The organism is Streptomyces sp. NPDC025833 (assembly GCF_055558055.1).
The window spans coordinates 219,323-243,412 of the sequence record NZ_JBVHNF010000014.1 but is presented as its reverse complement, the minus strand read 5'-3'; the positions used below and the strand labels follow the sequence as shown (position 1 = coordinate 243,412).

Genomic DNA, 24,090 nt, shown 5'->3' with positions numbered 1-24,090 from the left:
CCCCCTCCCGAGCGTCCTCCGCCGGGGCGTGCGCCCGGCTCAGATCTCCCGCCACGCCTCCAGCGCCAGCCCCTGCTCGTCCTTGCGCCGGGTGAGCAGGAAGCGGCCGGTGGACGGGGACAGCGTCGCCGCCACCACGCGGCCGGTCTCGTCCGCCGCCAGCGACACCAGTGCGTCCAGGGGCAGTTCGGGGCCGGACTCGGTCCACCAGGCGCCCGCCGTCTCCCGCTCGGTCGGGTACGCGGCGAAGGCCACGCGGCGGTTCTCCGTGCGCTGGGCCAGCAAGGTGCAGTCGTGGCCGTCCAGTTCGCAGCGGATCGCGGACACCGGGCCGGGGCCCGCCGCGGGCAGGACGGTGACCGGCTTGCCGCCCGGCCGCCAGGCGCACACGTCGCCGTCGGTGCCGGTGTAGAAGACGGTGGTGCCGTCGGCGGAGGTGGCCAGGGCTCGCAGGGTGCCCGGGCGGACCGGCGCTTCGAGGGCCTCCTGGAGCACGGGCTGGGCGCCCGGCTTCTCCTGACGCCAGTACAGCAGGCCCCGCGGGACGGCCGCGTACAGCTCGACCCTGCCGGACTCCGCGGTGACCGCGGCCAGTCCGTCCCGCACCTCGCGGCCCTTGAGGTCGCGCCAGGGGTCCCAGCCGCCCTTCTCCTTCTGCATGATCATGCTCACCCCGCCGCCGCGGTTCGGCACGAAGACGTGGGCGCGGCCCTGGGCGTCCACCGCGACGGCGGGCGTGCCGGTGCGGTCGCCCTTCCTGTTCGGGTGGCCGATCGGTTGCCAGTCGAGGGCCGCCAGGTGCGGGCGGTAGTGCGTGGAGTGGACCAGCCCGGACTCGCCCGGGACGGTGGGCCGCCAGGAGACCAGGTGGGCGTAGCCGTCGGCGCCCTGACCGGCCGCCAGAACGGGGTGCAGCCGCTGCTCGCCGCCCACCCTGCGGGGGTCGGACCACGGGCCGCCGGGTCCGCGCTCCGCCCGGCACAGCACGGCGTCGCCCGACAGCCGGTACACACTGAGCCGGCCGTCTCGGCCGCGGAGGAGCCAGTCGCCGTTCACCGGTTCACTCTAAGCCGCCCGCCGCCCGCCGGGAGGCCCGGCCCCCGCCCGGCGCCCGTGGCACCCTTGCCGCATGAGCGACCCGTTTCCCCCCGCCTCCGCCCCCGGTCCGCCGCTCGTCCTCGTGGACGGCGCGAACGTCGTCGGCGCCCGGCCGGACGGCTGGTGGCGGGACCGCAGGGGGGCGGCCGAGCGGCTCCGGGACCGGCTGGCGGCCGAGGGCCTGCCCGGGCGTCCGGGGCCGGTGGAGATCGTGCTCGTGGTCGAGGGCGCGGCCCGTGGTGTGACGTCGGTGCCGGGCGTGCGGGTGGAGCAGGCGCCGGGCAGCGGGGACGACCGGATCGTGGAACTGACCGCCGCCAGCCCGGACCGCCCCCGCCTGGTGATCACCGCGGACCGCGAACTACGCCACCGCGTCACGAATCTGGGCGCGGAGGTGACGGGCCCACGGGCCGTCTGGGGCTGACCGCCCCCGTCGCGCCCGGCCTGCGGGCCGGCGGACTCTACGACGGCCGGACGGCCGGGACGGCGGACGCGGCCGGGGCCGCACGAGGCCGGCACGGGTCGGTGCCGGGCAGCGGGCTCGCTGGCAGGGGCCGGAGCGCACGGACCACACGGTGCATCCCTCGGCGGAGGGGGCCGGGGTGCCCCGACGGCGCACTCGGCGACGGCCGGGAAGCCGGACGGAGCCGGCCCGTGCCGGTCGGCGCCGGATCGCAGGCACGGGCACGCCCCGGGGCCAGCCGACTGCACGCTGCGGGCCCGCCGGAGGCCGGGGCGTGCGGAGACGGGCGCCGCTCCGGCTCGGAAGCCGGGCGGGTGCGCGGGGGACGGGCCGGGCGGCGCGTGCGGGGTACGGAGCAGGCGGGCAGGTGCCGCACGGGAGCGGGCGCCGGACGGCGACGGCGTCCGGGGCGGACGAAAGGCCCTGGGGCAGACGGGACCCGACGCGTGCGGGACGGGGCCGTGCGGTGTACGCGGGTCTGTGAACGGGTCTGCCCCAACCCGGAGTGCGGGGGCAGGCCCGCCCGCGCGAGGACCGGCGCGGGCGGGCACGGGCCGGAGCACACCGGGCGGGCCGGACGACGACGGACGGAAGCCGACGGGCGGGGGGGCGGTGGGCCGGCACACCTGGGCACGGGTGTGCAAGGGCAGGCCGCCCGCGAGGCCCGGCACCGGCGGGCAGGGGCCGGAGCCCGCCGGGCGGGTCGGACGGTGACGGCGGGCGGGGGGCGACGGAGCCCGGGGCGGACCGGAGCCGACGGGCGGGGGGCGGTGGGTCGCACATCTGGGCCCGGGGCGGCACGTGGGGGGTCACGGGGGTGGGGTGCGGGCGTAGAGGATCGCGCCGTCGATCCGGGCGACCTCCGCGTAGCCGGCCGCCAGCAGGCCGCGCAGGGTCGGGAGGCGGTCCGGGGCGTACGGCTCGCCGCGGGAGTCGTCGACGACCAGGGCGGGCGCGTGTTCGGTCATCTCCCGGCGGAAGACGGGCCAGGCGCCGGCGACGGCGTACTCCTCGCCGACCCGCGGGCCGTCCCGGCCGCCGCTGTAGTTGGTGAGCAGCCCCGCGGTGAGGTAGCGGGTGGCGGGGGTGCGGCCGGCCAGCCAGTACGTCTCCGGGTGCATGCCCCACACCAGGACCCGGTCGCCGGGTGCCGTGCGGCGGGTGAGGGCGTCCGCCAGCCGCTCGGCGTGGGCGAGTTCGGGGCGCGGGACGAGCAGGCCCCAGGCGATGAAGAGGGCGCAGGAGCAGGCCGACGTGCGGACGGCCGCCCGGCGCCGCTCCCCGGGCAGGACCTCCAGCGCGGCGGTGGCCAGCAGCGCGAGCGGCGGCATGAGCTGCAGGTAGTAGTGGCCGAAGAAGTGGCAGCCGACGACGACGGCGGCGGCCGAGGAGGCCAGCCACAGCCACACCTCGGGCACCTGGGTGCGGGCGCCGCGCAGGGCCCGTACGACCGGGGGCAGCAGCCCCGCCGAGGCCACCGCCAGGACTCCGGCGTTGGCCAGCGCCCGGGCCACGACGTGCAGTTCGGAGCCGGTGACGGAGGCGTACGCGGCGGAGCCGGTCACCGTCCAGAACAGGAAGCCGGCCGGGTCCGTCGCCAGGGCCGCGCCGAGCACCGGCACGGCGAACCCGGCCACCAGCCGCGGCAGGCCCGCCCCGGCGACGCCCCGCCGGCGCAGCAGCCAGAGCACCGGCAGCAGCACCGCTCCCCCGGTCTGCTTGGCCAGGAAGGCGGCGGCGACGGCGGCCCCCGCCCCGCCGGGGCGCCCGCGGTCCGCGCACCACAGGGCGGCGGCCGTGCCCGGCAGTATGAACACCTCGAAGGTGGCGGCCTGCGCGTCCTCGGGGTTGAGCCCCACGGAGATCAGCAGGTACAGCACCCCGGCGGTGCGGCCGGCCCGGTCGCCCCAGCGGCGGCGGGCCAGGGACGCCAGCAGGACGGCGGTGCCGAGCTGGGCGAGGACGGCGAGCACCCGCAGCGGGGCCAGCGAGCCGGAGCCGCAGAGCGCGAACGCGGCCTGGTACAGCCAGGGCAGCAGCGGCGGCTTGCGGTCCACCACCGTGCCGTACAGCTCGCCGCCCTGGGCCAGGAGCCGCGCCTGGACCGCGAGGAAGCCCTCGTCCGGGTTCCACAGCGGCCGGACGAAGGACGGGATCCGGGTGGTGCAGGCCAGCGCCGCCAGGAGGGGGACGAGGCGCGTCCAGTACGCCGTCCGGGTGATGACCGCGGTCCGTGCGGGGGCGAGCGGGGCGGCGAGCATGGGGTGCACGCTATCCGGCCCCGCACCCCCTGCCGAAGCGGGACATACGGGGCCGGCGGTGCCGGCGGGGTGTCACACGGATTTACCGGTCGGCGGCCGCGGGACGTCGCCCGCCGCGGCCCGCTCCCGCTCCGCGAGCCGGCTGTGCGTGCGGCCGTACAGGAAGTAGACGACGAAGCCGATCACCATCCAGATCGCGAACCGCAGCCAGGTCTCCGCGGGCAGGTTCAGCATCAGCCACAGCGAGGCGAGCACCGAGACGATCGGCACCAGCGGGACCAGCGGGGTCCGGAAGGAGCGGGGCAGGTCGGGGCGGGTGCGGCGCAGGATGACCACGCTGATCGCGACCACGATGAACGCGAAGAGCGTGCCGATGTTCACCAGTTCGGCGAGTTCGCTCAGACTGGTGAAGCCCGCGACGATCGCGATGACCCCGCCCAGCAGGATGGTCGACCGGTACGGGGTGCGGAAGCGCGGGTGGGTGTGCGAGAAGAACCGGGGCAGCAGCCCGTCGCGGCTCATGGCGAAGAAGACCCGGGACTGGCCGAGCAGCAGGATCATGCAGACCGTGGTGAGTCCGATGGCGGCGCCGAAGCTGATCAGGCCCGCGTACCAGGGGTGGCCGGTGGACTTGAACGCGTCGGCGAGCGGCGCGTCGATGGACAGCGAGCTGTACTTCTGCATGCCGGTCACGACGATGGAGACGGCGACGTAGAGGGTGGTGCAGATGATAAGGGAGCCCAGGATGCCGCGCGGGACGTCGCGCTGCGGGTTGCGGGTCTCCTCGGCCGCGGTGGCGACGACGTCGAAGCCGATGAAGGCGAAGAAGACGACGGAGGCCGCGGTGAAGATGCCCATGACGCCGAAGTTGGAGGGCGCCCAGCCGATCATGAGCTGGATCAGGGGGGCCTTGAGGTTCCCGCCCGCCGCCGCGGACTGGGCCTTCGGGATGAACGGGTCGTAGTTGCCGCTGTGCACGAAGAACGCGCCCGCGACGATGACGACGAGGACCACGGCCACCTTGATCGCGACGACCACGGAGGTGACCCGCGCGGACAGCTTCATGCCGATGACGAGGACGGCGGTGAGCACGAGGACGAGGGCGGCGGCGAGGATGTCGAAACCGAAGCCCGTGGCGCCGTCCCTGCCGGCGAGCGCGGCGGGCAGGTGCCAGCCCGCGTTGTCGAGCAGGGAGTGGATGTAGCCGGACCAGCCGACCGCCACCACCGCCGTGCCGAGCGCGAGTTCGAGGACGAGGTCCCAGCCGATGATCCAGGCGGGCAGTTCGCCGAGCGAGGCGTAGGAGAAGGTGTACGCGGAGCCCGCCACGGGGACCGTGGAGGCGAACTCGGCGTAGCACAGCGCGGCGAGGGCGCAGACGGCGCCGGCCACGACGAACGACAGGGAGACGGCGGGGCCGGCGTTGTTCTTGGCCGCCGTTCCGGTGAGGACGAAGATGCCGGTGCCGATGATGACGCCGACGCCGAAGACGGTGAGGTCCAGGGCGGTCAGCGACTTCCTGAGCGCGTGCTCGGGTTCCTCGGTGTCCTGGATGGACTGCTCGACGTTCTTCGTCCGGAACAGCGCGTTGCTCACGCCGACCTCCCACGCTTGTCGTCATGGACATGATCGAGAGGGTCGGGGTCCGTATGCCCCGGCACAGGCAGGTTCACGCAAACGGGCCGGTTCCGCCACCGGGAGAAGCGGCGGAACCGGCCCGTGGGGGCGTTTTCTAGTCGCGCGCGGGCTCCGGGTCCACGGCACCGGCCGTGCCGTCGACGGCGGCGTCCCGGCCGGTGAGGCCGTCGAGCCGGGAGACGAGCCCGGTGACCTGGCGGGCGATGTCGGGCGCGGTCAGCCCGATCTCCGCCATGACCTCGGCGCGGGAGGCGTGGTCGAGGAAGCGCGGCGGGATGCCGAAGTCGCGCAGCGGCACGTCCACGCCCGCGTCGCGCAGCGCCTGGGCGACGGCCGAGCCGACGCCGCCGACGCGGCTGTTGTCCTCGACGGTGACGACGACCCGGTGCCGTTCGGCCAGGGGCGCCATGGCCTCGTCGACGGGCTTGACCCAGCGCGGGTCGACGACGGTGGTGGAGATGCCCTGCCGGTCCAGCAGGTCGGCGATCTCCAGGCACATCGGGGCGAGGGCGCCCACGGAGACCAGCAGGACGTCCGGCCGGCCGGTGCCGGGCTCCCGCAGCACGTCCATGCCGCCGACGCGGCCCACGGCCGGGACGGCGGGGCCGACGGCGCCCTTGGAGAAGCGCACCACGGTCGGCGCGTCCTCGACGGCGACGGCCTCCCGGAGCTGTGCGCGCACCTGCTCGGCGTCGCGCGGCGCGGCGAGCCGGAGTCCGGGCACCACCTGGAGGATCGACATGTCCCACATGCCGTTGTGCGAGGCGCCGTCGGTGCCGGTGACGCCGGCCCGGTCCAGTACGAAGGTGACGCCGCGCTTGTGCAGGGCCACGTCCATGAGGACCTGGTCGAAGGCGCGGTTGAGGAAGGTGGCGTACACGGCGAAGACCGGGTGCAGGCCGCCGTGGGAGAGGCCCGCCGCCGAGACGGCGCCGTGCTGCTCGGCGATGCCGACGTCGTACACGCGTTCGGGGAAGCGCTTGGCGAACTTGTCCAGGCCGACCGGCTGGAGCATGGCCGCGGTGATCGCGACGATGTCCTCGCGCTCCTCGCCGAGCCGGACCATCTCCTCGCCGAACACGGAGGTCCAGTCGGCGCCGGAGGAGGCGATGGGCAGTCCGGTGTCCGGGTGGATCCTGCCGACGGCGTGGAACCGGTCGGCCTCGTCCTGGAGGGCGGGCTGGTAGCCGCGGCCCTTCTCGGTGAGGCAGTGCACGATGACCGGGCCGCCGAACCGCTTGGCCCGGGCCAGCGCCGACTCCAGCGCCTCGATGTCGTGGCCGTCGATCGGGCCGACGTACTTCAGGCCGAGGTCCTCGAACATGCCCTGCGGGGCGATGAAGTCCTTCAGCCCCTTCTTGGCGCCGTGCAGCGTCTCGTACAGCGGCCTGCCGACGACCGGGGTGCGGTCGAGGATGTCCTTCGTCCGGGCGAGGAAGCGCTCGTAGCCGTCGGTGGTGCGCAGGGTCGCCAGGTGGTTGGCGAGGCCGCCGATGGTCGGGGCGTAGGAGCGCTCGTTGTCGTTGACGACGATGACGAGCGGGCGGTCCTTCGCCTCGGCGATGTTGTTGAGCGCCTCCCAGGCCATCCCGCCGGTCAGCGCGCCGTCACCGATGACGGCGGCGACGTGGCTGTCCCGGCCGAGGAGCTGGTTGGCCTTGGCGATGCCGTCGGCCCAGCCGAGGACGGTGGAGGCGTGGCTGTTCTCGATGACGTCGTGCTCGGACTCGCCCTGCGCGGGGTAGCCGGACAGGCCGCCCTTCATCTTCAGCCTGGAGAAGTCCTGCCGGCCGGTCAGCAGCTTGTGGACGTAGGACTGGTGGCCCGTGTCCCACAGCACCTTGTCCTTGGGCGAGTGGAAGACCCGGTGCAGGGCGATGGTCAGCTCCACCACACCGAGGTTGGGACCGAGGTGGCCGCCGGTCTTGGCGACCTCTTCGACGAGGAAGGTCCGGATCTCCTGTGCCAGCCGGTCCAGCTCCTCCAGGGTGAGCCGGTCCAGATCGCGCGGTCCCGTGATGCGGGTCAGCAGCGGCACCCGTGCCTCCTTGCAGTAGAGCTGATCGAGCTGTTGCCGGGCTTGGACGAGTCTAATGTTCCGCCCGCACGCCCGGCGGCCGGGCGGCGGGTCCCGGCCCACGCGAACGGCTGTACCCTCGCGGCCGGCCTTCGGACACGGCCGTGCCCGGCACCGTGGGGCGGTGCCGGGCGCGGTCGTGCGGTGCGGCGGCCGTGCTCAGGCGCGGCCGGCCGACTTCTGGGTCTTGCGGGTGACCGAGTCGATGACGACCGTGGCGAGGAGCACACCGCCGGTGATCATGTACTGGATCGGGGTGGCGATGCCCCGGAGGGCGAGGCCGTACTGGATCGACGTGATCACGAGGACGCCGAGCAGCGCGTTCCAGGTGCGGCCCCGGCCGCCGAAGAGGCTGGTGCCGCCGATGACGGCCGCGGCGATGACGTTCATCAGCAGGTCGCCGGAGCCGGCGCTCTGGTTGGCGGCGGCGATCTTGGAGGCCCAGAACAGGCCGCCGACCGAGGCGAAGAAGCCCGCGACGGCGAAGACCGAGACGCGCACCAGGGTGACGTTGATGCCGGCGCGGCGGGACGCCTCCACGCTGCCGCCGAGCGCGAGGACCTTGCGGCCGTACGTGGTGCGGCGCAGCACGAAGTCGCTGCCGACCAGAACGATCGCGAAGAGCAGCACCGCGAGCGGCAGGCCCTTGTACTGGTTGAAAATCACCGCGACGGCGAACGCGGGGACGGCCAGGAGCACGGTGCGCAGCACGATGTCGGCCAGCGGGCGGGACGGGATGCCCGCGGCCGCGCGGCGGCGGTTGCCGAGGAAGGCCGGCAGGAAGTACCCGGCGACCGCGACGAGGGCCAGCAGGTAGGCGGCGGACACGTCCGAGAAGTAGTACGTGGTGAGCTTGCCGACCACGCCGTCACCGTCGAGGTTGATCGTGCCGTTCGAGCCCAGGATCTGGAGCATGAAGCCGTTCCAGAACAGCAGGCCCGCCAGGGTCACGGCGAACGCGGGCGCGCCGAGCCGGGCGAAGAAGAAGCCGTGCAGGGCGCCGATGACCGCGCCGGCCGCGAGGGCGGCCAGGACGGCGAGCCACTCGTTGACGCCGTGCGTGACGCTCATCACGGCGGTGATCGCCGAGGAGACGCCGGAGACGGAGCCGACGGAGAGGTCGATCTCGCCGAGCAGCAGCACGAAGATGATGCCGACCGACATCATGCCGGTGGCCACCATGGCGACGAAGATGTTGTTGAGGTTCTCCGCCCCGAGGAAGGCCGAGTCGAGGCTCTGGAAGATCACGCAGATGACGATGAGGCCGACCACGACCGGCAGGGCGCCGAGGTCGCCGGCGCGCATCTTGCGGCCGAACTCCGTGACGTAGCCGGCGAAGCCCTGCTCGCGCACGAGCAGGCGGGGGTCGACGACGGGCGCGGCGTCGGCCGCGACGGCGGGCGCCTCGACGGGCGCTGCCTGGGACTTGTCGATACTCACTTCCGGGCCTCCGCGTTGGTGCGGGCCGCGCGACGGGTCACGGCGTTGTCCGTGGCACCGGTGATGGCGGAGATGATCTCTTCCTGCGAGGTGGTCTCGACCTCGAACACCCCGTTGTTGCGGCCGAGCCGCAGGACGGCGACCTTGTCGGCCACGGCCTTCACGTCGGCCATGTTGTGGCTGATGAGGATGACCGCGAGGCCGCGCTCGCGCAGCCGCTCGACGAGGTCCAGGACCTGGGCGGTCTGCTCGACGCCGAGGGCGGCGGTCGGCTCGTCGAGGATGACCAGCTTGGGCTCGCCGAGCATGGAGCGGGCGATGGCCACGACCTGGCGCTGGCCGCCGGAGAGCGACGCGATCGGGATGCGCACGCTGGGGATGCGGATGGACAGGGTCTGGAGCAGTTCGCGGGAGCGGCGCTCCATCTCGACCTCGTCCAGGACACCCCACCGCTTGATCTCACGGCCGAGGAACAGGTTGCCGACGACGTCGATGTTGTCGCACAGGGCGAGGTCCTGGTAGACCGTGGCGATGCCCAGGTGCTGGGCGTCGTGCGGCCGGCCGACCGTGACGGGGCGGCCCTCCCACTCGATGACACCGTCATCGATGGGGTGCACGCCCGCGATCGTCTTGACGAGGGTGGACTTGCCGGCGCCGTTGTCGCCGACGAGGGCGACCACCTCTCCGGCATGGACCTCAAGCTCTACGTCGGTGAGCGCCTGGACGGCACCGAATCGCTTGGAGACCCCGCGCAACGCCAGCACGGGCGTAGCGGACACGTGAACCATCTCCTTCGCCGCCCGGGCCTGGCCCCGGCGGGAGGTTGAACATGAAGAGTGAGGGGGGTGCGACGTCCGGCGCCCCGCCGTTGTGCTGCGGGGCTGTCGGCGGCGGGGCGCCGGACGCGCCGGCACGGTCCGCGCGAACGGTGGGCGCGCGGCTCCCGTGCGGACCGGTGGGGCCGCCGAGGCGGCCCCCGGGGGTGTTACTTCAGGCCGATCTTGGCGCAGGCGGCCTTGTACTTGGCCGTGCAGATGTCGTCGACCGTGTAGTAGCCCTGCTTGACGACCGTGTCCTGGATGTTGGCCTTCGTCAGCGAGACGACCGGGACGATGACGGCCGGGATGCCCTTCTCGGTGCCGCTGTCGACGGTGCCCGCGCCGAGCGAGCCGTCGACCTTGCCGGTCTTGGCGATCGAGACGGCCATCTTGGCGACGGTCTCCGCCTCCTGCGGGTACGACTTGAAGACGCTCATGTACTGCTCGCCCGTCACGATGCGCTGCACGCCCGCGAGTTCGGCGTCCTGGCCGGTGACCGGGGGAAGGGTCTTGAGGCCCGCGCCCTTGAGCGCGGTGATGATGCCGCCGGCCATGCCGTCGTTGGCGGAGTAGACGCCGACGATCTTGTCCTTGCCGAGGGAGGAGATGGCGCCCGCCATGTTGGCGTTGGCGTTCTCCGGCTTCCACTCCTTGGTGTCGTACTCCTTGCCGATGTCCACCTTGCCGTCGAGGACGTCGTGGGCGCCCTTCTTGAACTGCGCGGCGTTCGGGTCGGTCACGGAGCCGTTCATCATGACGATCTTGCCGGACTTGGCCTTGCCGCCCAGGGCCTTCAGCAGGGCCTCGCCCTGCGTCTTGCCGACCTCGACGTTGTCGAACGAGGTGTACGCGGAGATCGGGCCCTCGGCCAGGCGGTCGTAGGCGACGACCGGGATGCCCGCGTCCTTGGCCTTCTTGACGCCCTGGGCGACCGCCTTGAAGTCGACCGCGTCCAGGATCAGCACGTCGACCTTCTTGGTGATCATCGTGTCGATCTGCTGCGACTGGAGGGTCGGGTCCTGCTTGGCGTTGAGGTACTCGACCTTGCCCTTGCCGTTCGTCAGCTCCGAGATCTGCTTCTCGATGATCGGCTTGTCGAACTTCTCGTAGCGGGCGGTCTGGTTCTCCGGCAGGAGCAGACCGACGGTGAGGTCGTCGCCCTTGGCGGGCTTCGTCTCCCCGCTGTCGGCGCTGCCGCCGGACTCCTTGGCGCTGCCGCACGCGGCGAGCGAGACGGCCATGGCGGTGGCACAGAAAGCAAAGGCGGCACGACGCATGCGCGTGTTCACTCTGGAAACCTCCCTGACGAGGCCGCGTCGTTGCGGCCGAGGTGGCTGGAAGTCAACTCGGCCACACGTGCGACGTCAAGAAGTAAATCCTTAACGAGATGGCAACGGTGCCATCCGTTCTCTAAGTGAAGGCAGGGGTGGCCACCGGCAGCGCGCCGTCCAAAAGGGTTGAATCCCCCATCTCCCCGAGGGCGAGGGCGAGCGCCCCGAGCACCTCGGCGCGACCCCCAAGTGCCCCCGGAAGAACGGACAGTTGACGCGCCGCGCTGGGGATGGCGTAGCGGCCGACGGACTCCCTGATCGGTCCGAGCACCAGCTCGCCCGCCTCGGCGAGATCGCCGCCGAGGACCACCCGGCTCGGGTTCAGCAGATTGCAGAGATTGGCCACTCCGCTGCCGATGTGCCGACCGACGTCGGCGATCACCCGGCGGCACCCGGGGTCGCCCTCCCTGGCCAGCCGCACGACACCCTCCATCGTCAGGTCGGAGCCGTGGCTGGGCTGGAGCAGCGGGAGCACGTAGCGCGCCGCCGCGAAGGTCTCCAGGCAGCCGCGGTTCCCGCACCGGCAGACCGGGCCGGACTCGTCCAGGGTGATGTGCCCGATCTCCCCGGCGGTGCCGCCCGGGCCGCGGTAGATGGTCCCGTCGATCACCAGACCCGCGCCGACCCCGCTCGCGACCTTGATGTAGGCCAGGTCGCGCACGCCCTTCCCGCTGCCCCAGACCAGTTCGCCGAGGGCGCCGAGGTTGGCGTCGTTGTCCACGTGCACGGGCACGCCGAGCCGCCCGCGCATCTCCTCGGCGGGCCTCGTGCCGCCCCAGCCGGGCAGGATCGCGGTGGAGCCGAGGGTCCCCGACTCGACGTCGATCGGACCCGGCACGCCGAGCCCCACGCCGGCCACCTTGGTCCGGTCCACCCCCGTCGCCGCGATCAGTCGCTCGACCAGTTGTTCGGCCCGGTCGAAGCCCTGGGCGGCGGAGGCGTCGACGTCCAGCGGCTCCGCCTCCTCGGCCAGCACCTGGTGCGCGAGGTTGCCGACGGCGACCCGCAGGTGGGTGTGGCCGAAGTCGACGCCGATCACGATGCCGGCGTCCCCGCTGAGGCTGACGCTGCGGGCCCGCCGCCCGCCCGCCGACGTCGGGGTGACCTCGACGGTCCCCCCGTCCTTCAACTCCCGCACGATATTGGAGACGGTCGCGGCGGACAGACCGGTCGTCCGCGCGATCTCCGCCTGCGTGAGGGACCCGGCCAGGCGTACGGCCCGGACGACCCGCTCCAGGTTGGCCCGGTGCAGTGACGACTGCGACCCTGGAGTCTCCACGACGACCTCCTGAGCGCGGGGCCGCTTCAGTGAGGCCCCGTGTATGTCCAACTAGTGAACTCTAAGCTGAGCCGTTCGGGGTGACTTACGTCAAGAGGTTGAGCCGTTTCGTCAAAAGGTTGAACCGTTTCCGGGTACCCGGACACAGCGACGCACACCGCTGCGGAGGCCGGCAGCGGTGTGCGCACACAGGGTCGCGGGGTGTCGTCCCCGCCGGTGGCCGTTACTTCAGCGCCCCCGCGGTCAGTCCCTGCACCACCTGGCGCTGGAAGACGATGTACGCCGCGAGCACCGGCAGCATCGCCATGACCAGCCCCGCGAAGAGGCCGGACCAGTCGCCCTTGTACCCCTGGCTCACCGCGAGCTGGACCAGGCCCTGGGTGAGGACCTTCTTGTCCGGGTCGGTGTTCAGCACCGTGGGCAGCATGTACTGGTTCCACTGGCCCAGGAAGTTGAAGATGCCCACGCTGATCAGGCCGGGTTTGGCCATCGGCAGCATGATCTGGAAGAACGTACGGGTGTGCGAAGCGCCGTCCACGAAGGCGGCCTCCGCCACCGAGGCGGGCAGGGTGCGGAAGAACGCCGTGAGGAAGAAGACCGTGAACGGCAGCGAGTAGGCGATGTAGACCACGATCAGACCGTGGATCGTGTTGAGCATGCCCATGTTGTTCACGACGTAGAACAGCGGAACCAGCGCCAGCATGATCGGGAAGCTCATGCCGCCGACGAACAGGTAGTAGACGAAGCGGTTGCCCGGGAAGTCGAACCGGGCCAGCACGTAGGCCGCCATCGAGCCGAGCACCAGGGTGCCGACGAGCGAGCCGCCGACCACCAGGACGGTGTTCAGGAAGTAATCGCTCATGTTGGCGTCGGTCCAAGCCCGCGCCCAGTTGTCGAAGTGCAGCCTGTCCGGCAGGGACCAGGGCGAGCCGAAGATGGAGCCGTCGTCCTTGAAGGACGTCATCACCGCCCACACCAGCGGCATCACCACCATGATCGCCCAGATCACGAGGACGCCGTGGGAGAAGACGTTGAGGACGGAGCCCTCCTTCTTCTGCCCGGGAGGCCGCCGGGCGGCCGGGTGCCTGTCCGCCTTGGAGACGGTCGCGCCGGACTCGGCCGGCTGCGGGACGGGGGTCTCGGTCGTCTTCATCGATTCAGAACTCCAGCCGCTCGCGACGGCCCAGCCGCATCACGATCGCCGCGAACGCGAGGGTGACGACCAGCAGGGCGACGCCGATGGTGGTGGCGTAGGCGGCCTGACCGTCCCGGAACGCCTTCTGGTACACGTACAGGACCATCACCGTGGTCGAGTAGTCGGGCCCGCCCGGCCCGGTCGTCATGATCTGCACGACCGCGAACGACTCCGCGCCGAGCGCGAGGATGCCCATGTAGACCCAGGCGGACTGCACGGTGTCCCACAGCAGCGGCAGGGTGACCCGGAAGAACGTGGTCGCGCGGCCCGCGCCGTCCAGCAGCGCCGCCTCGTACAGCTCGGCCGGGATCGAGGCCATGCCCGCGGAGAACAGCACCACGAAGAAGCCCACCGTGGACCACACGAGCACCGCCATCACACACCACAGGGCGAGGTTCGGATCACCCAGCCACAGCGGCTGGACGCCGTCGAGACCGATGCCGCGCAGGAGCGAGTTGATCGCGCCGCTGTCCGGGTTGTACGCGAAGGCGAACAACAGCGAGACGATCGCGATCGAGAGCACCTGCGGGAAGAAATAAACGATCTTGTAGAAGGACGAGCCCCGGACCCCGGAGATCACGGGGCCGCCCCTTCTCCGCCGTCCGCCCACATTGATCATGAAGGCGAAGAACAGCGCCAGCCCGATCGTCAGCACCGGCAGCACCAGGGCGAACAGCAGACTGTGCTGCAACGACTTCCAGAAGATGTCGTCGTCGAGCATCCTCTCGTAGTTGTCGAACCCGACCATCTTGAAATCGGGGCTGAGGCCCGTCCAGTCCGTGAACGAGTAGTAGATGGACTGGATGAAAGGCCATACCACGAAGAGCGCGTACAGTCCCAGGGGCAGTGCCAGAAACCCCACGATGAACCGGTACTTGCCGTGCTGCATCGCCACTCCGGTGCTGTCAGAATGCTGGATTACTGGTGCTTGTAGTGCTTGATGGAGCTGTCCTTGGCCGCCTCGTCGGCGAAGCCCTGGATCTTCTTGATGGCCTCCGCCGGGGTGAGCCGGCCGGCCATCATCTCGCCGAGACCGGAGACGCCGATCTTCTCCTTCTGGAGCTGCACGTACCAGTCCTGGAGCCGGGGGTTCACCACGTTGTCCCCGGCCTTGTCCAGGGCCGCCACGCCCGACTTCAGCCCCGGGGTGAGGGCGATGCCGGTGGTGCCGCCGTTGAACGCGGTCAGCGACTTCACCTTGGCGGTGAAGTTCTTCGAGGACGCCTCGGAGAGCATGATGCGCAGCTGCTCCATCCCGCCCTCGGAGTTCTTGGCCTTGGCCGGGACGACGAAGGGCTCACCGCCCGAGGCCCAGATGGTGCCGAACGGCAGCTTGTCGGAGCCGTCGAGCCCGGAGGGCGCGGAGACGGCGAGGTCGAAGTCGGGCGGGATGACGTTGGCCGACTCGTTCTCCACCCAGGAGCCGTTCGGGAGGAACAGCGCCTTGCCCTTGGCCCACGCGGTCTGCGACTGGATGTGGTCCAGACCGGGGGTGCCCTGGAGCACGTAGCCCTTCTTGTACAGCTCGTAGTAGGCCTCGAAACAGGCCTTGACCGCCGGGTGCTTCCAGGCGTTCGGCTCCAGGTTGTCGATGGCGTCGAGCACCTCGCGCCCGCCGACCTTGCCGATCATCGGGTAGAGCGAGAAGGGGATGTAGTACGGGTACTTGCCCGCGTAGGTCCAGCCCGCGATGCCCTTCCTCTTCGCCTTCGCGCACAGCGCGAGCATCTCGTCCCAGGTCTCGGGGTAGGCCGCGTCCAGCGAGTCCAGGGCCTTCTGCGAGTACCAGACGCCGTACACCGTGTAGGCGTAGTACAGGATCCAGACCGGGTCGCCGTCGAACTGGCCCATCTCCACGATGCCGGGGCGCAGCGTGTCGCGGACCTTCTTGCCCGGGTCGTCGTACGACGGGGCGTCCAGCAGCGGGGTCAGGTCGGCGAGCTGGTTCTTGCCGACGAGGACGCCCATGTCCATCTGCTCGGCACCGGAGTTGTCGATGAGGTCCGGCGGGTTGCCCTGGTTGAACCGGGGCTGGAGCGTGGACTGGATCTTCTGGGTGGCCGCGAACTTCACCTTGGCCTTGGGGAAGTCGTGCTGGTAGAGCTTGACCGCGTCCTCGGCGTACTCCTTGCCGAAGCCGCCGTCGAAGAGGACGAACTCCATGCCCGCGCCGTCGTTGACACCGAGCGGGTTCTTGGCGGTCTTCTTGCCCGCCTTGGCCTTCTCCTGTCCGTCGCCGCCGCTGCTCGCGCAGGCGGACATCAGCCCCATCCCCGGTACGGCGACCAGACCGAGTGCCGCCGAACGCTTGATCAGATCACGCCGGCCGACGCCTTCAGAACCGTGGTGCGCAGTGGATCCCATGCTCAAGTCCTCGCCTTCTCCAGGACTCAGGCGGTGAACCGGATCCTCCCCGGCACCGCTGTCGGGTAGTGCAGGGTCGTGCGGGAAACGCCGACAGGTATAGTCCACTTACGGTCACCGGACAAGATCGAATGCAAGGTTCCCGATGGGTCTTTTCCGAGTTGAGACCTCACCGAAATAGGAGCCGGAGAAGAGGCCCGTACCGGAGGATTCGGCGGCATAAGTCCCTGAATGGCGCAGTCAACACCCTTGACATCACGGGACACTTGGCTACCTACTGGTTTCCGCACCCGGAAGCAGACAACGTTGTCCGGACGGGCGCAGGAGGGGAATCCGTAGATGCAGCGGAGAACTCGGCACAGACGGGGTCCGGCGGCCGTGCTCACGGCCGCCTTCGTCATGGCCGTCGGCGCACCGGGCGCGGCGGTCGCCCTGCCGGCCGGCGCCCCCGCGGCCGACCGGGAGTTCGCGTCCTCGTTCGAGGCGGGCGAGCCGGCGCCGGACTGGCTGAACACCGTCGACACCGGCCCGGACGGCCACCGGCGCGCCTCGGGCGTCGACGGCGGCTACAGCACCGGGATCCCGGGCAACGCCACCGACCACGTCACCGAAGTGCGGGCGAGCGCGGAGAACCCCGGCGCCGGCGAGGTCAAGGAGAACCTCGTGGACGGCGAGCCCGGCACCAAGTGGCTGGCGTTCGAGCCCACCGGCTGGGTGGAGTTCGACCTCGACCGGCCCGTCAGGACGGCGGCGTACGCGCTCACCTCGGCCAACGACCACGCCGAACGCGACCCCGCGGACTGGACCCTGCTCGGCTCCGTCGACGGCGAGGACTGGAAGACCGTCGACACCCGCTCGGACCAGACCTTCTCCGAGCGGTTCAAGACGACGACGTACGACCTCGCCGAACCGGCCGAGTACCGGCACTTCCGGCTGGAGGTGACGCGCAACAACGGCGCCCCGGGCCTCCTGCAACTCGCCGACGTGCAGTTCTCCACCGGGGGCGGGGGCGGTCCGGTGCCGCAGGACATGCTGACCCTGGTCGACAAGGGGCCGAGCGGCTCCCCGACGGCCAAGGCGCGCGCCGGGTTCACGGGTAAGCGGGCGCTGCGCTACGCCGGGCGGCACACCGCGGACGGCCGCGCGTACTCGACCGACAAGGTCTTCGACGTGAACGTGGCGGTCGGCCGCGACACCGAGCTGTCGTACGACGTCTTCCCCTCGATGGCCGACGGCGACCGCGACTACGACGCCACCAACGTCTCGGTCGACCTGGCGTTCACCGACGGCACCTACCTGAGCGACCTGGGCGCCCTGGACCGGCACGGCTTCCCGCTCTCCCCGCGCGGGCAGGGCGCGTCGAAGGCGCTGTACGTCAACCAGTGGAACCACGTGGCCGCGCGGATCGGCCCGGTGGCGGCCGGCCGGACCGTCGACCGGATCCTGCTGGCCTACGACTCCCCGGGCGGCCCGGCGAAGTTCCGCGGCTGGCTCGACGACGTCTCGCTGCGGCCGGTGGCGCCCGAGCGGCCGAAGGCGCACCTCGCGGACTACGCGCTGACCACGCGGGGCACCAACTCCAGCGGCAGTTTCTCGCGCGGCAACACCTTCCCGGCCACGGCCCTGCCGCACGGCTTCAACTTCTGGACGCCGGTGACCAACGCGTCCTCGCTGAGCTGGCTCTACGAGTACGCCCGGGCGAACAACGCCGACAACCTGCCGACGGTCCAGGCGTTCAGCGCGAGCCACGAGCCGAGTCCGTGGATGGGCGACAGGCAGACCTTCCAGCTCATGCCGTCGGCCGCGGCCGGCACCCCGGACACCGGCCGCACGGCGCGTGAGCTGCCCTTCCGGCACGAGAACGAGACCGCGCGGCCGTACTACTACGGGGTGCGGTTCGAGAACGGCCTGAAGGCCGAGATGACGCCGACCGACCACGCGGCGGTGCTCCGCTTCACCTACCCCGGCGACGACGCGAGCGTCCTGTTCGACAACGTCACCGAGCAGGCCGGCCTGACGCTCGACGAGGAGCACGGCATCGTCACCGGCTACTCGGACGTGAAGTCGGGGCTGTCCACGGGCGCGACCCGGCTCTTCGTGTACGGCGAGTTCGACAGGCCGGTCACCGACGGCGCGTCGAGCGGGGTGAAGGGCTACCTGCGCTTCGACGCGGGCGCCGACCGCACCGTCACCCTGCGGCTGGCCACCTCGCTGATCGGCACCGACCAGGCGAGGGACAACCTGCGCCAGGAGATCCCGCGGGGCACGTCCTTCGCCGCCGTCGAGGCGCGCGCCCGGCAGACCTGGGACGGGCTGCTCGGCAAGGTCGAGGTGGAGGGGGCGACCCCGGACCAGCTGACGACGCTCTACTCCGGGCTGTACCGGCTGTACCTGTACCCCAACTCCGGCTTCGAGCGGGCCGGCGGGAAGGACCGGTACGCCTCGCCGTTCTCCCCGATGCCGGGCCCGGACACCCCGACCCGTACCGGCGCGAAGATCGTCGACGGCAGGGTGTACGTCAACAACGGCTTCTGGGACACCTACCGGACCACGTGGCCGGCGTACTCCTTCCTGACCCCCACCAAGGCGGGCGAGCTGGTCGACGGGTTCGTGCAGCAGTACGAGGACGGCGGCTGGACGTCCCGCTGGTCCTCCCCCGGCTACGCCGACCTGATGACCGGCACCTCCTCGGACGTGGCCTTCGCCGACGCCTACGTCAAGGGCGTGCGGTTCGACGCGAAGGCGGCCTACGAGGCGGCCGTGAAGAACGCGACCGTCGTCCCGCCCGCCCCCGGTGTCGGCCGCAAGGGCATGAGCACCTCGCCGTTCCTCGGCTACACCGGTACCGACACGGGCGAGGGCCTGTCGTGGGCGATGGAGGGCTACGTCAACGACTACGGCATCGCGAAGATGGGCGAGGCCCTGTACCGGAAGACCGGCGAGAAGCGCTACCGGGAGGAGTCGGCGTACTTCCTCGACCGGGCGCGGGACTACGTGCACCTGTTCGACGCCGAGGCCGGCTTCTTCCAGGGACGGGACGCCCGGGGCCGCTGGCGGGTGGACTCCACGGCGTACGACCCGCGCGTGTGGGGCTACGACTACACGGAGACCAACGGCTGGGGCTACGCCTTCACCGTCCCGCAGGACAGCCGGGGCCTGGCCAACCTCTACGGCGGCCGGCGGGGCCTCGCCGACAAGCTCGACGCGTACTTCGCCACCCCGGAGACGGCCTCCCCGGACCAGGTGGGCTCCTACGGCGGCGTCATCCACGAGATGACCGAGGCCAGGGACGTCCGGATGGGCCAGTACGGCCACTCCAACCAGGTCGCCCACCACGTCGCCTACATGTACGACGCGGCCGGCCGGCCGTGGCGGACGCAGGCGTACGTGCGCGAGGCGCTCTCCCGGCTCTACACCGGCAGCGAGATCGGGCAGGGCTACCACGGCGACGAGGACAACGGCGAGCAGTCTGCCTGGTACCTCTTCTCCGCGCTCGGCTTCTACCCGCTGGTCATGGGCAGCGGCGAGTACGCCATCGGCTCCCCGCTGTTCAAGAAGGCGACCGTGCACCTGGAGAACGGCCGGGACCTGGTGGTGCGGGCGCCGCACAACAGCGCGCGGAACGTCTACGTGCAGGGCGTGCTGGTCGACGGGCGCCCCTGGAACTCGACGTCCCTGCCGCACTCGCTGCTGTCCAGGGGCGGGGTGCTGGACTTCCGCATGGGGCCGCAGCCCTCGGCCTGGGGCTCCGGCGAGGACGCGGCGCCGGTATCCGTCACCCGGGACGACCGGGTGCCGACGCCCCGCGCGGACGTCCTGAGGGGCGCGGGCGCGCTCTTCGACGACACGTCGGCGACCGCCGCGGAGGTCACCTCGGCCGAGCTGCCCGTCGAGGGCGCCGTACGGCCCGTCCAGTACACCCTGACCTCGGGGGCCGACCACACCGGGGCGCCGGCCGGCTGGACCCTCCAGGGCTCCGCCGACGGCACGGCCTGGCACACCCTGGACCACCGCTCCGGTGAGGCGTTCGCCTGGGACCGCCAGACCCGCGCCTTCACCATCGCCGCACCGGGCACGTACGCGCGGTACCGGTTGGTCCTGGACGGCGAGGCGACCCTGGCGGAGGTGGAGCTGCTGGCCTGACCGGAGCCCGGCCGCGGAGGCGGCCCGTGCCCGGGTCCCGGGCACGGGCCGCCTCCGCGTGCGCCGGGCCCGGTCCGTGGCGAGGGTGCACACGCACGGACCGCGCCACCGACGCAGGACAGCGCGCCGGCCGGGCCCGTGCCGCGGGGTCCGCCCGGCCGCCGAGGCGTTGCCGGGGCGGACGGCGCCGGAAGACCCCGGTGCGGAGCGGCTGGAGCCGCTGTGCGACGCCTGCGCCCGGCATGGTCATCTGGGCCGGACCGGCCGTCCCGGACCCCGCGGAGCCCCCCGGTGCCGCCGCCGTCCCCGTCGCCTCGGAGTACCCCGGCCGGTGAGCGGGGCGCGGGGTGTCCGCCCGGGTACGGCGAAGGGCCGCACCCCCGGTCGGGGGTGCGGCCCTCGGAACCGCCCGCCTGTGCCGCTTACTTGCGGATCAGGCTGCGCAGCACGTACTGCATGATGCCGCCGTTGCGGTAGTAATCGGCCTCACCGGGGGTGTCGATGCGGACGACCGCGTCGAACTCGACACCGGTGTCGGTGGTGACCTTGACCGTGCGCGGCGTGGTGCCCTCGTTCAGCTCGGTGACGCCGGAGAACGAGAACGTCTCCTCACCGGTCAGACCGAGGTCCTCGGCCGTCCGGCCCTCCGGGAACTGGAGCGGCAGGACGCCCATGCCGATGAGGTTCGAGCGGTGGATGCGCTCGTACGACTCGGCGATGACGGCCTTGACGCCGAGCAGCGCGGTGCCCTTGGCCGCCCAGTCGCGGGACGAACCGGAGCCGTACTCCTTGCCGGCCAGGACGACCAGCGGGATGCCCTGCTCGATGTAGTTGCGGGAGGCGTCGTAGATGAACGACACCGGCGCGTCGGCCTGGGTGAAGTCGCGGGTGTAGCCGCCTTCGGTGCCCGGCGCGATCTGGTTGCGCAGGCGGATGTTGGCGAAGGTACCGCGGATCATGACCTCGTGGTTGCCGCGGCGGGAGCCGTAGCTGTTGAAGTCGCGGCGCTGCACACCGTGCTCGGTGAGGTACTGGCCGGCCGGGGTGTCGGCCTTGATGGCGCCGGCCGGGGAGATGTGGTCGGTGGTGACCGAGTCGCCCAGCTTGGCCAGGACGCGGGCGCCGGCGATGTCGGTGACCGGGGCCGGCTCCATCTCCATGCCCTCGAAGTACGGGGGCTTGCGGACGTAGGTCGACTCGGCGTCCCACTCGAAGGTGTTGCCGGTCGGGACCGGGAGGGACTGCCACTGGGCGTCGCCCGCGAAGACGTCGCTGTAGGACTTGGAGAACATGTCCTCGCCGATGGCGTTGGCGACGACCTCGTTGACCTCGGCCTCGGAGGGCCAGATGTCCTTCAGGAAGACCTCGTTGCCGTCCTGGTCGGTGCCCAGGGCGTCCCGGGTGATGTCCACCTTCATGGAGCCCGCGAGGGCGTAGGCGACGACCAGCGGCGGGGACGCCAGGTAGTTCATCTTGACGTCGGGGTTGATGCGGCCCTCGAAGTTCCGGTTGCCGGAGAGGACCGAGGTGACCGCGAGGTCGTGGTCGTTGACGGCCTGGGAGACCTCCTCCGGCAGCGGGCCGGAGTTGCCGATGCAGGTGGTGCAGCCGTAACCGACGAGGTTGAAGCCGACCTTGTCGAGGTACGGGGTGAGGCCCGCCTTCTCGAAGTAGTCGGTGACGACCTTGGAGCCCGGGGCGAGGGTGGTCTTGACCCACGGCTTGCGGGTCAGGCCCTTCTCGACCGCCTTCTTGGCCACCAGCGCGGCGGCGACCATGACGTACGGGTTGGACGTGTTGGTGCAGGAGGTGATGGCCGCGACCGTCACCGCACCGTGGTCCAGCTCGTACGACGTGCCGTCGGGGGCGGTCACGGTGACCGGGTCGGACGGGACGGCGCCGGTGCCCTGGCCGTGCTGCGGGGCGCCCGCGCCGTTCTCCTCGTGGCCGTAGGCCGGGGCGTCGGAGGCCGGGAAGGACTCGGCGCTCGCCTCGTCGACCGGGGAGGCCGCGGCGGCCGGCGTCTGGACGGCCGGGGCGTCGACGTAGTTGAGGACGTCCTTGGCGAACTGCTGGGCGGCCTCGGCGAGGACGATGCGGTCCTGCGGGCGCTTCGGGCCGGCGATGGACGGCACGACCGTGGACAGGTCCAGTTCGAGCTTCTCGGAGAAGTCCGGCTCGGCCGCCGGGTCCAGCCAGAGGCCCTGCTGCTTGGCGTACGCCTCGACGAGGGCGACCTGCTGGTCGGAACGGCCGGTCAGGCGCAGGTAGTTCAGGGTCTCGTCGTCGATCGGGAAGATCGCGGCGGTGGAGCCGAACTCCGGCGACATGTTGCCGATGGTGGCGCGGTTGGCCAGCGAGGTGGCGGCGACGCCCTCGCCGTAGAACTCGACGAACTTGCCGACCACGCCGTGCTTGCGGAGCATCTCGGTGATGGTGAGCACGAGGTCGGTGGCGGTGGTGCCGGCCTGCAGCTCGCCGGTGAGCTTGAAGCCGACGACGCGCGGGATCAGCATGGAGACCGGCTGGCCGAGCATGGCGGCCTCGGCCTCGATGCCGCCGACGCCCCAGCCGAGGACGCCGAGGCCGTTGACCATGGTGGTGTGCGAGTCGGTGCCGACCAGGGTGTCCGGGTAGGCCTTGCCGTCGCGGACCATCACGACACGGGCCAGGTGCTCGATGTTCACCTGGTGGACGATGCCGGTGCCCGGCGGGACGACCTTGAACTCGTCGAAGGCGGTCTGGCCCCAGCGCAGGAACTGGTAGCGCTCCTTGTTGCGGCCGTACTCCAGCTCGACGTTCTGCTTGAAGGCGTCGTTGGTGCCGAACTTGTCGGCGATGACGGAGTGGTCGATGACCAGCTCGGCCGGGGCCAGCGGGTTGATCTTCGCCGGGTCGCCGCCGAGTTCCTTCACGGCCTCGCGCATGGTGGCGAGGTCGACGACACAGGGCACGCCGGTGAAGTCCTGCATGATCACGCGGGCCGGCGTGAACTGGATCTCCTGGCTGGGCTGGGCCTGCGAGTCCCAGCCGCCGAGGGCGCGGATGTGGTCGGCGGTGATGTTCGCGCCGTCCTCCGTGCGGAGCAGGTTCTCCAGCAGGACCTTGAGGCTGTACGGCAGGCGGGCCGCGCCCTCCACCTTGTCCAGCCGGAAGATCTCGTACGACTCGTCGCCCACCTGCAGCGTGCTGCGGGCGTCGAAGCTGTTCGCCGACACGACAGTCTCCTTCATTGATGTGCGCGTACCACCGTCAATCGTGCCGCCACGCCGGCTTGGCCGAACCAGTGAGGTCAGGCTAAGTTAGGTATGCCTAACTGACGCGGCGGCCACGGTGCACCTCGGCAGATATCTCGATGTCGAGATAACACTAGTACATGGGCGCCGCCCGGTCATGCCCGACCCGGCCCGGCGCGCACCGCGGGACCCGCCGGGCGACGGCTACCAGGACCGTTCGGCGTCCATCTTGGCCGGGGCGAGCACCCGCACGTGGCCGTGGCCGCCCTGGACCGACTGCCGCCAGCGGGCGAACGCCGCGGCGGTGCGGACCAGCCCGGCGTCGTCCCACACGCCGTAGTCCACCCAGACGACGGCCTCCGCCCGGCCGCCGCCCCCGGGAACGCCGGCGCAGGCCCGCACGACGTGGGCGGCGACGGCGGCGTCCGCCTCGGGGGCGTCCGCCCTCAGGTACGCGCGGAACCCGCCGGCCACCGGCAGCCAGCGGCTCGGCGGGGCCGCCGGCGGGGCCGTGCCGCCCTCCGCGGCGGCCAGGGCCTCCCCGGCGTCGCACTCCCGGTCCGGGGCGGACGGCCCCGTCGTGGCCGGGGCGGACGGCTTCGGCGCGGCCGGTGTGGCCCGCGCGGCGTCCGCCCGGTCCGTTCCGCAGGAGAGGAGCGAACAGCAGCCGGCGAGCAGCGCGGCCACGGCGAGGGCCCGGCGCGTCTGGATCTTCATGTGTATCCCTTTCCGGACACTGAGAGGGGG

At 71.7% G+C, this 24,090-nt stretch carries 15 protein-coding genes; 2 read left to right on the top strand and 13 right to left on the bottom strand.

All coding sequences use genetic code 11. The annotated features are described in order from the left end of the window. Positions 1-39: 39 nt before the first annotated feature. Complete coding sequence (locus tag ACZ4K2_RS25655) at positions 40-1,056, bottom strand: PLL family lectin (RefSeq protein ID WP_467475915.1); 1,017 nt, start codon at positions 1,054-1,056, stop codon at positions 40-42. Positions 1,057-1,129: 73 nt separating this feature from the next. Here ACZ4K2_RS25655 and ACZ4K2_RS25650 point away from each other — a divergent pair, with 73 nt between their 5' ends. Next, complete coding sequence (locus ACZ4K2_RS25650) at positions 1,130-1,522, top strand: PIN domain-containing protein (protein WP_467475916.1); 393 nt, start codon at positions 1,130-1,132, stop codon at positions 1,520-1,522. A gap of 848 nt (positions 1,523-2,370) precedes the next feature. Here the strand turns inward: ACZ4K2_RS25650 and ACZ4K2_RS25645 are convergent. The 10 genes from ACZ4K2_RS25645 to ngcE form a co-directional block, all read right to left on the bottom strand. Continuing rightward, entirely contained in the window at positions 2,371-3,822 is a 1,452-nt protein-coding gene (locus tag ACZ4K2_RS25645) for an ArnT family glycosyltransferase (protein WP_467475917.1), read from the bottom strand. A gap of 72 nt (positions 3,823-3,894) precedes the next feature. Beyond that, the gene (locus tag ACZ4K2_RS25640; protein ID WP_467475918.1) at positions 3,895-5,418 is read right to left on the bottom strand and encodes an amino acid permease; all 1,524 of its coding nucleotides are present in this window, start codon (positions 5,416-5,418) and stop codon (positions 3,895-3,897) included. A gap of 136 nt (positions 5,419-5,554) precedes the next feature. Then, positions 5,555-7,498, bottom strand: coding sequence for a 1-deoxy-D-xylulose-5-phosphate synthase (gene dxs / locus ACZ4K2_RS25635; protein ID WP_467475919.1), 1,944 nt, complete (start codon positions 7,496-7,498; stop codon positions 5,555-5,557). 198 nt (positions 7,499-7,696) lie between these two features. Next, positions 7,697-8,977, bottom strand: coding sequence for a sugar ABC transporter permease (locus ACZ4K2_RS25630; RefSeq protein WP_467475920.1), 1,281 nt, complete (start codon positions 8,975-8,977; stop codon positions 7,697-7,699). Beyond that, positions 8,974-9,765 (bottom strand): ATP-binding cassette domain-containing protein, encoded by a 792-nt coding sequence (locus ACZ4K2_RS25625; protein ID WP_467475921.1) that lies wholly within the window; start codon positions 9,763-9,765, stop codon positions 8,974-8,976. The genes ACZ4K2_RS25630 and ACZ4K2_RS25625 overlap by 4 nt, the downstream gene beginning before the upstream one ends. 197 nt (positions 9,766-9,962) lie before the next feature. Beyond that, on the bottom strand, positions 9,963-11,072 hold the full coding sequence (locus tag ACZ4K2_RS25620; RefSeq protein ID WP_467476084.1) for a sugar ABC transporter substrate-binding protein: 1,110 nt from the start codon (positions 11,070-11,072) through the stop codon (positions 9,963-9,965). A gap of 133 nt (positions 11,073-11,205) precedes the next feature. Then, complete coding sequence (locus ACZ4K2_RS25615) at positions 11,206-12,405, bottom strand: ROK family transcriptional regulator (RefSeq protein WP_467475922.1); 1,200 nt, start codon at positions 12,403-12,405, stop codon at positions 11,206-11,208. Between the two features lie 223 nt (positions 12,406-12,628). Beyond that, a complete protein-coding gene (locus ACZ4K2_RS25610; protein ID WP_467475923.1) occupies positions 12,629-13,558 on the bottom strand; it encodes a carbohydrate ABC transporter permease in 930 nt (309 codons plus the stop codon). A gap of 4 nt (positions 13,559-13,562) precedes the next feature. Further along, on the bottom strand, positions 13,563-14,489 hold the full coding sequence (locus ACZ4K2_RS25605) for a carbohydrate ABC transporter permease (protein WP_467475924.1): 927 nt from the start codon (positions 14,487-14,489) through the stop codon (positions 13,563-13,565). 29 nt (positions 14,490-14,518) lie between these two features. After that, the gene (gene ngcE / locus ACZ4K2_RS25600; protein WP_467475925.1) at positions 14,519-15,964 is read right to left on the bottom strand and encodes an N-acetylglucosamine/diacetylchitobiose ABC transporter substrate-binding protein; all 1,446 of its coding nucleotides are present in this window, start codon (positions 15,962-15,964) and stop codon (positions 14,519-14,521) included. A gap of 339 nt (positions 15,965-16,303) precedes the next feature. Between ngcE and ACZ4K2_RS25595 the strand changes: the two genes are divergently transcribed. Beyond that, positions 16,304-20,107, top strand: a complete 3,804-nt coding sequence (locus ACZ4K2_RS25595) for a GH92 family glycosyl hydrolase (RefSeq protein WP_467475926.1) — start codon at positions 16,304-16,306, stop codon at positions 20,105-20,107. Between the two features lie 422 nt (positions 20,108-20,529). On the opposite strand, the gene ACZ4K2_RS25590 is transcribed toward ACZ4K2_RS25595, so the two are convergent. Continuing rightward, the gene (locus tag ACZ4K2_RS25590; RefSeq protein WP_467475927.1) at positions 20,530-23,325 is read right to left on the bottom strand and encodes an aconitate hydratase; all 2,796 of its coding nucleotides are present in this window, start codon (positions 23,323-23,325) and stop codon (positions 20,530-20,532) included. A 222-nt stretch (positions 23,326-23,547) separates the two neighbouring features. After that, entirely contained in the window at positions 23,548-24,060 is a 513-nt protein-coding gene (locus tag ACZ4K2_RS25585) for a hypothetical protein (RefSeq protein WP_467475928.1), read from the bottom strand. Positions 24,061-24,090: the final 30 nt, after the last annotated feature.

Bases quoted from the DNA above. Each gene is read 5' to 3' on its own strand.
- ACZ4K2_RS25595 (WP_467475926.1), top strand. From the start codon at position 16,304: ATGCAGCGGAGAACTCGGCACAGACGGGGTCCGGCGGCCGTGCTCACG.
- ACZ4K2_RS25620 (WP_467476084.1), bottom strand. From the start codon at position 11,072: ATGCGTCGTGCCGCCTTTGCTTTCTGTGCCACCGCCATGGCCGTCTCG.
- ACZ4K2_RS25585 (WP_467475928.1), bottom strand. From the start codon at position 24,060: ATGAAGATCCAGACGCGCCGGGCCCTCGCCGTGGCCGCGCTGCTCGCC.
- ACZ4K2_RS25605 (WP_467475924.1), bottom strand. From the start codon at position 14,489: ATGCAGCACGGCAAGTACCGGTTCATCGTGGGGTTTCTGGCACTGCCC.
- ACZ4K2_RS25650 (WP_467475916.1), top strand. From the start codon at position 1,130: ATGAGCGACCCGTTTCCCCCCGCCTCCGCCCCCGGTCCGCCGCTCGTC.
- ACZ4K2_RS25625 (WP_467475921.1), bottom strand. From the start codon at position 9,765: ATGGTTCACGTGTCCGCTACGCCCGTGCTGGCGTTGCGCGGGGTCTCC.
- ngcE (WP_467475925.1), bottom strand. From the start codon at position 15,964: ATGGGATCCACTGCGCACCACGGTTCTGAAGGCGTCGGCCGGCGTGAT.
- ACZ4K2_RS25610 (WP_467475923.1), bottom strand. From the start codon at position 13,558: ATGAAGACGACCGAGACCCCCGTCCCGCAGCCGGCCGAGTCCGGCGCG.
- ACZ4K2_RS25645 (WP_467475917.1), bottom strand. From the start codon at position 3,822: ATGCTCGCCGCCCCGCTCGCCCCCGCACGGACCGCGGTCATCACCCGG.